This is a genomic window from Brevundimonas sp., from assembly GCF_036677305.1.
Classification (GTDB): domain Bacteria; phylum Pseudomonadota; class Alphaproteobacteria; order Caulobacterales; family Caulobacteraceae; genus Brevundimonas.
This window is the reverse complement of the sequence record NZ_JAKFEB010000152.1, coordinates 1-5,366: the sequence shown is the minus strand read 5'-3', so window position 1 is coordinate 5,366 and position 5,366 is coordinate 1. Positions and strand designations below refer to the sequence as shown.

5 protein-coding genes are annotated in these 5,366 nt (G+C 70.6%); 2 read left to right on the top strand and 3 right to left on the bottom strand.

Features of this window, described 5'->3' with window-relative positions; genetic code table 11:
- Positions 1 to 69 precede the first annotated feature (69 nt).
- Both V6M42_RS08575 and V6M42_RS08570 read right to left on the bottom strand, forming a co-directional pair.
- The gene (locus V6M42_RS08575; RefSeq protein ID WP_332678201.1) at positions 70 to 1,467 is read right to left on the bottom strand and encodes an RsmB/NOP family class I SAM-dependent RNA methyltransferase; all 1,398 of its coding nucleotides are present in this window, start codon (positions 1,465 to 1,467) and stop codon (positions 70 to 72) included.
- A 10-nt stretch (positions 1,468 to 1,477) separates the two neighbouring features.
- Positions 1,478 to 3,466, bottom strand: a complete 1,989-nt coding sequence (locus V6M42_RS08570) for a potassium transporter Kup (RefSeq protein ID WP_332657613.1) — start codon at positions 3,464 to 3,466, stop codon at positions 1,478 to 1,480.
- 175 nt (positions 3,467 to 3,641) lie between these two features.
- On the opposite strand from V6M42_RS08570, the gene V6M42_RS08565 reads away from it, so the two are divergent.
- Together V6M42_RS08565 and V6M42_RS08560 are read left to right on the top strand one after the other, a co-directional pair.
- Entirely contained in the window at positions 3,642 to 4,112 is a 471-nt protein-coding gene (locus V6M42_RS08565; protein WP_332657612.1) for an Rrf2 family transcriptional regulator, read from the top strand.
- A gap of 1 nt (position 4,113) precedes the next feature.
- Positions 4,114 to 4,926: an SDR family NAD(P)-dependent oxidoreductase gene (locus tag V6M42_RS08560; RefSeq protein WP_332678200.1), complete on the top strand. Its 813-nt coding sequence runs from the start codon at positions 4,114 to 4,116 to the stop codon at positions 4,924 to 4,926.
- Between the two features lie 177 nt (positions 4,927 to 5,103).
- Here the strand turns inward: V6M42_RS08560 and V6M42_RS08555 are convergent.
- Positions 5,104 to 5,366: MarC family protein (locus V6M42_RS08555; RefSeq protein ID WP_332678199.1), on the bottom strand; the 263-nt coding region annotated here is incomplete at its 5' end.

The window sequence follows — 5,366 nt, the reverse complement described above, 5'->3', positions numbered from 1 at the left end:
CATTGAGACGACGGCCGGCTCCCGGCCCTTAGCGGACATTCGCCGCGACCTCTCCGGCTCCATCCCGCCTCAGGCGACCCGGTCCAGACGGGCGACGAAGAAGCCGTCCACCCCGCCCTTTTCGGCCCACATCGACGGCAGGATGCGCAGCCAGCCCTCGGGCGTCAGCGCTTCTTCCGGCGCGCCGACGGCGACCGGATCGGCGGGCGCGGTCCTGAAGGCCGCGTTCCGGCGCAGGAAGGCGATGATCTGGGTCTCGCCCTCCTCGCGCTCCAGCGAACAGACGCAATAGACCAGCCGGCCGCCCGGCTTCACCCGTTCAGCGGCGGCGTCCAGAAGCCGGTGCTGGACGTCGGCCAGCTTGGCGACGTCGGCGGGCTTGGTGGCGCGCAGGACTTCCGGGTTGCGGCGGAAGGTGCCGGTCGCGGTGCAGGGGGCGTCCAGCAGCACGGCGTCGAACACGCGGTCGTCGTCCCAGTCCTCGGCGGGCGTGGCGACCACCTCGGCCTCGAGGCCGGTGCGTTGCAGATTTTCGGTCAGCCGCTTCAGCCGCACCGCCGACCGGTCCAGCGCCGCCACGGTCGCGCCCGAAGCCGCCAGTTGCAGGGTCTTGCCGCCCGGCGCCGCGCACAGGTCGATGACGGTTTCGCCGGCCTTCGCGGCCAGCAGCCGTCCGGGTACGGCGGCCGCCGCGTCCTGGACCCACCAGACGCCGTCGTCGAAGCCCGGCCATGTCGCGACATCGCCGCGCCGGCCCGTGCGGATCGAACCGCCCGGCAGGACCTCGCCCTCGACCGCCTCGGCCACGGCCGCGCCGTCGACGTCGGGCTTGACGCTGAGGTCCGTCGCCGGCTCCTCGCGTGCGGCCAGGGCCAGTCCGACCAGCGCCGCCTCGCCGTAGGCGGCGCGCCAGCGGGCGGACAGCCATTCGGGCAGATTGCTCTCGGCCGTGGTCAGGCCCGGCCCCTCGCGGTCGATGCCGCGCAGCACGGCGTTGACCAGATTCTTGTAGGGCCGCGTCCTGGGCTCGCGCTCGGCCAGTTTCACCGCCGTCGACACCGCCGCGAAGGCCGGCGTCTCGAGGATCAGCATCTGGGCCAGGGCCACGCGCAGGATGGTGCGCACCGCCAGCGGCGGGCCCTTCTGCAGCTTGCGGTCCAGTATCTGGTCGATCTCGCCCAGACGGCGCAGGGCGGCCATGGCCACGGCGCGAGCGAAGGCCCTGTCCGGTCCCGGCAGGCCGGCGACCTCGCGGAACGACAGGGCGGCGTCCAGCCCGCCGCGGCCTTCCAGCGCCGCGTTCAGCAGCACGCCGGCCGCGATCCGGGCCTCGACGCCGATGTCTGCGCTGTCGTCCTGGACCTGCACCTTGGGCGCGCGCGGCGGCCGGGTTCCGGCCCGCGCCTTGTCGGCCATGCGGCGGCCGCGGGCGGCGGAGCTGCGCCCCTGTTCGGGTCCCCGGCTCATGCGATCTGCCTCATACGGCCACCTGTGCGCCCAGCTCGACCACGCGGCCGGGAGGGATATGGAAGAAGTCGGTCGGATTGGCCGCGTTGCGGGTCAGGAAGATGAACAGCCTGTCCTGCCACAGCGGCATGCCCTGGGTCGCCGAGGCGATGACCGAGCGGCGGCCGAGGAAGAAGCTGGTCGACATGATGTCGAACTTCAGACCCTGTTTGCGGCACACGCCCAGCGCCCTGGGCACATTGGGCTGTTCCATGAAGCCGTAGCTGATGGTCAGCTTCTTGAAGTCGTCCGAGATCGGCTCGATCGTGACCCGCTGGTTTTCCGGCACGCGCGGCCGGTCGGTGGTGCGGACGGTCAGGATGACGTTCTTCTCGTGCAGAACCTTGTTGTGCTTGAGATTGTGCATCAGGGCGACCGGGGCGACGTCGGGGTCGCTGGTCAGGAAGATGGCCGTGCCCGGCGCCCGGTGGGGCGGACGGGCGCGCAGCATCTCGATCAGGTCGGTCAGCGGCAGGCTGTCCTTGCGCGTCTTGTCCGACAGGATCTGGGTGCCGCGCACCCAGGTCCACATCAGCAGCACCAGGGCCGCGCCCAGCACCAGCGGCATCCAGGCGCCGTCCGGAATCTTGAGCAGGTTGGAGGTCAGGAAGACGGTGTCGATGAAGCCGAACGGGATCAGCGCCCCCAGCACGGCCCACACCGGCCAGTTCCACTTATGCCGGATGACGGAGTAGGCCATCAGGGTGTTGATCAGCATGACCCCCGTCACCGCCACGCCATAGGCGGCGGTCAGGTTGTGCGAGCTCTGGAAGACGAACAGCAGGACCAGCACGCCGATCATCAGCAGGTTGTTGACCGCCGGCACATAGATCTGGCCGGCCTGGGTCTCGGAGGTGTTCTTGATGTCGATGCGCGGCAGCAGGCCCAGCTGGACCGCCTGCTGGGTCACCGAGAAGGCGCCGGTGATGACCGCCTGGCTGGCGATCACGGTCGCCGCCGTCGCCAGTCCCAGCATCGGCCAGTAGATGGCCGAGGGCACCATGCTCCAGAACGGATTTTCCGCTGCGCCCGGATGCGACAGGATCAGGGCGCCCTGTCCGAGGTAGTTCAGCGTCAGACAGGGCAGGACGAAGCCGATCCAGCCGGCGCGGATCGGGGCTTTGCCGAAATGGCCCATGTCGGCGTACAGCGCCTCGGCGCCGGTCACCGCCAGGAAGACGCTGCCCAGGATGATGAAGCCCAGGAAGCCGTCCTTGATCAGCAGCTCCACGCCATAGTGGGGCGACAGGGCCCGCAGGATCGAGACGTCGTCGAAGATGTGGATCACGCCCAGCACGCCGAGGCTCAGGAACCAGAGCGCGGTGATCGGCCCGAAGAAGCGCGCCAGACCGGCCGTGCCCCGCGCCTGGACCAGGAACAGGGCGATCAGGATTCCCGCCGAGACGGGCACGATGAAGGGATCCAGCCGGCCGCCGACGCCCGGCGCGTCCTTGACGCCCTCGATCGCCGAAAGGACCGAGATGGCCGGGGTGATGATGCCGTCGCCGTAGAACAGCGCCGCGCCGCATACGCCGAGGATGAAGATGAAGGCGCTGCGCCGGCCCACCGCGTGGGTCGCCAGCGCCATCAGGGCCAGGGTCCCGCCCTCGCCCTTGTTGTCCGCCCGCATCAGGAACATGACGTATTTGAACGTCACCACGACCATCAGCGCCCAGAAGGCCAGGGAGACGACGCCGATCACGGCCAGGTCGCCGCCGACGCCGTCCCGGGCGTGGCCGATCGCCTCGCGCAGGGCGTAGAGGGGGCTGGTGCCGATGTCGCCGAACACGACGCCGATGGCGCCGATGATCAGGCCCCATTTTCCGGCCTTGACGTGACCGCCCTCGCCGGCCGCCGCGGGGTGCGGATGGGCCGGGGCGACGGACTTGTCGGAGGGGGTTGGGGAGTTAGAGGCGGCGGCGCCGGCGCCGTCTTCACCTTGGGGAGAGGCCCCGGCCATGAAGTTCCTCCGGGACCCCGCACAGCGCGGTTCCCATCAAAAGAGCGGCGAGCCTTTAGGCCCTTTCATTCCGCGGTTCAATCGTGCTGCGGGTGCGAAGGTTGCATGGCCCGCGCCGCCCGGGGGAACCCGGTTTGTGAAACGGCCTCGCAACGCCTATCTTGAGGCCTGCACCATGTCAGACAGCCAACGCTTTCCCGTCGCCGCCCACACCCTGGCCTATCTGGCCCACAAGGGCGCCTTCTCGCCTGCCGACGCGGCGGCGAGCGCGGTTCTGGCCGCCTCCATCCCGACCAACCCCGTCGTCGTGCGCCGCGTGACCGCCCTGCTGGCCAAGGCCGGGCTGATCGCCACCCGGCCGGGCGCCTCGGGCGGGGCCTGGCTGCTGCACAGGCCCGAGAACATCTCGCTGGAAACCGTTCTGCGCGCCGTCAACGGCTGCGCCCAGCTGGGTTCGCCGCCCGCCGGGGCCAAGGGCTGCCCGGTCAGCGAGCACATCCCGCGTCAGGTCGCCAAGGCCCTGACCGCCGCCGATCTGGCCGCCGGCGCGGCCCTGTCGAAGATCACCATCGCCGACCTGCTGGACAACGACCCGCCGTCGCTGGCCGCCTTCGCGCCGCATTCATCCTGCCCGGTCGCCGCCTGACATGAGCCTGCCCTCGCGGCCGCGTCCGGTCGTGCTGGTCACGGGCGCGTCCGCCGGCATCGGCGCGGCCCTGGCCCGGGTCTATGCGGAACACGGCCGGGACCTGGTCCTGACCGCCCGCCGCGAGGCGCCGCTGAAGGCGCTGGCCGAAGAGCTTTCCCATGCGGGCGCCGCGACCACCGTCCTGACGGAGGACCTCGCCGACCCCGCCGCGCCGCGACGCCTGTACGACGCCCTGCAGGCGCGGGGCCTCCACATCGACGGCCTGGTCAACAACGCCGGCTTCAGCCGCACGGCGGGCTTTCTCAACACCGATCCGGCCGCCCATTCCGCCATGATCCGCGTCATGCTGGCCGCCCCCGTCGAGCTGGCCCGGCTGTTCGCCCCCGCCATGGTCGAGCGCGGCTACGGCCGCATCCTCAACGTCGCCTCGCTGGCCGGCCAGATGCCCGCGACCGGCGGCGACACCCTGTACGGGCCGATCAAGAGCTTCCTGATCAAGGCCTCGCAGGGCCTGCACCTCGAATTGCGCGGGACCGGCGTCCACGTCACCGCCCTGTGCCCCGGCTACACCCTGACCGAGTTCCACGATGTGAACGGCACGCGGGATGAGGTCTCGTCGGCCTATCCGGGCTGGATGTGGCAGACCGCCGACCACGTGGCCCGCGTGGGTTACGCCGCCTGCGAGGCCAACCGGCCGAAGGTGACGCCGGGGGCGATGAACAATCTGCTGGCGGCGCTTGCCAAGCATTTGCCGGACGGCATGGCGCTGAACATGGTCGGCGGCCATGCGAAGCGGCTGAAGCGGATCTGAACCGGTTCTCCCCTTCCCGTCATTCCGGGGCGGGGGCCGGCGCAGCCGGGAGCCGAACCCGGAACCCAGGCGTCTCGACGCGGGGGCGGTGAGCGGACCAGTCGATGGGGTCCGGTCTCCTGGGTTCCGGGTTCCGCTGCGCGCCCCGGAATGACGGGATGGGAAGGGTCGACCGCCTCAGTGACCGCCCTCCGGATACGGTGTGGTCACCGCCCCCGAGATCATGCCCGGAATGGCTTCCGACAGGCCCAGCAGGATGAACTGGATCGCCAGGGCGCAGAGGATCAGGCCCAGGACGCGCACGATGATCGACATGCCGATGTCGCCGAGGATGCGGCTGATCGGTCCCGTCAGGGCGAAGCACAGGAAGGTGGCGACGCAGGCCGCGACGATCGCGGCCATGCCCGCGACCTGGCCCTGATAGCCGATCTTGGACGCCT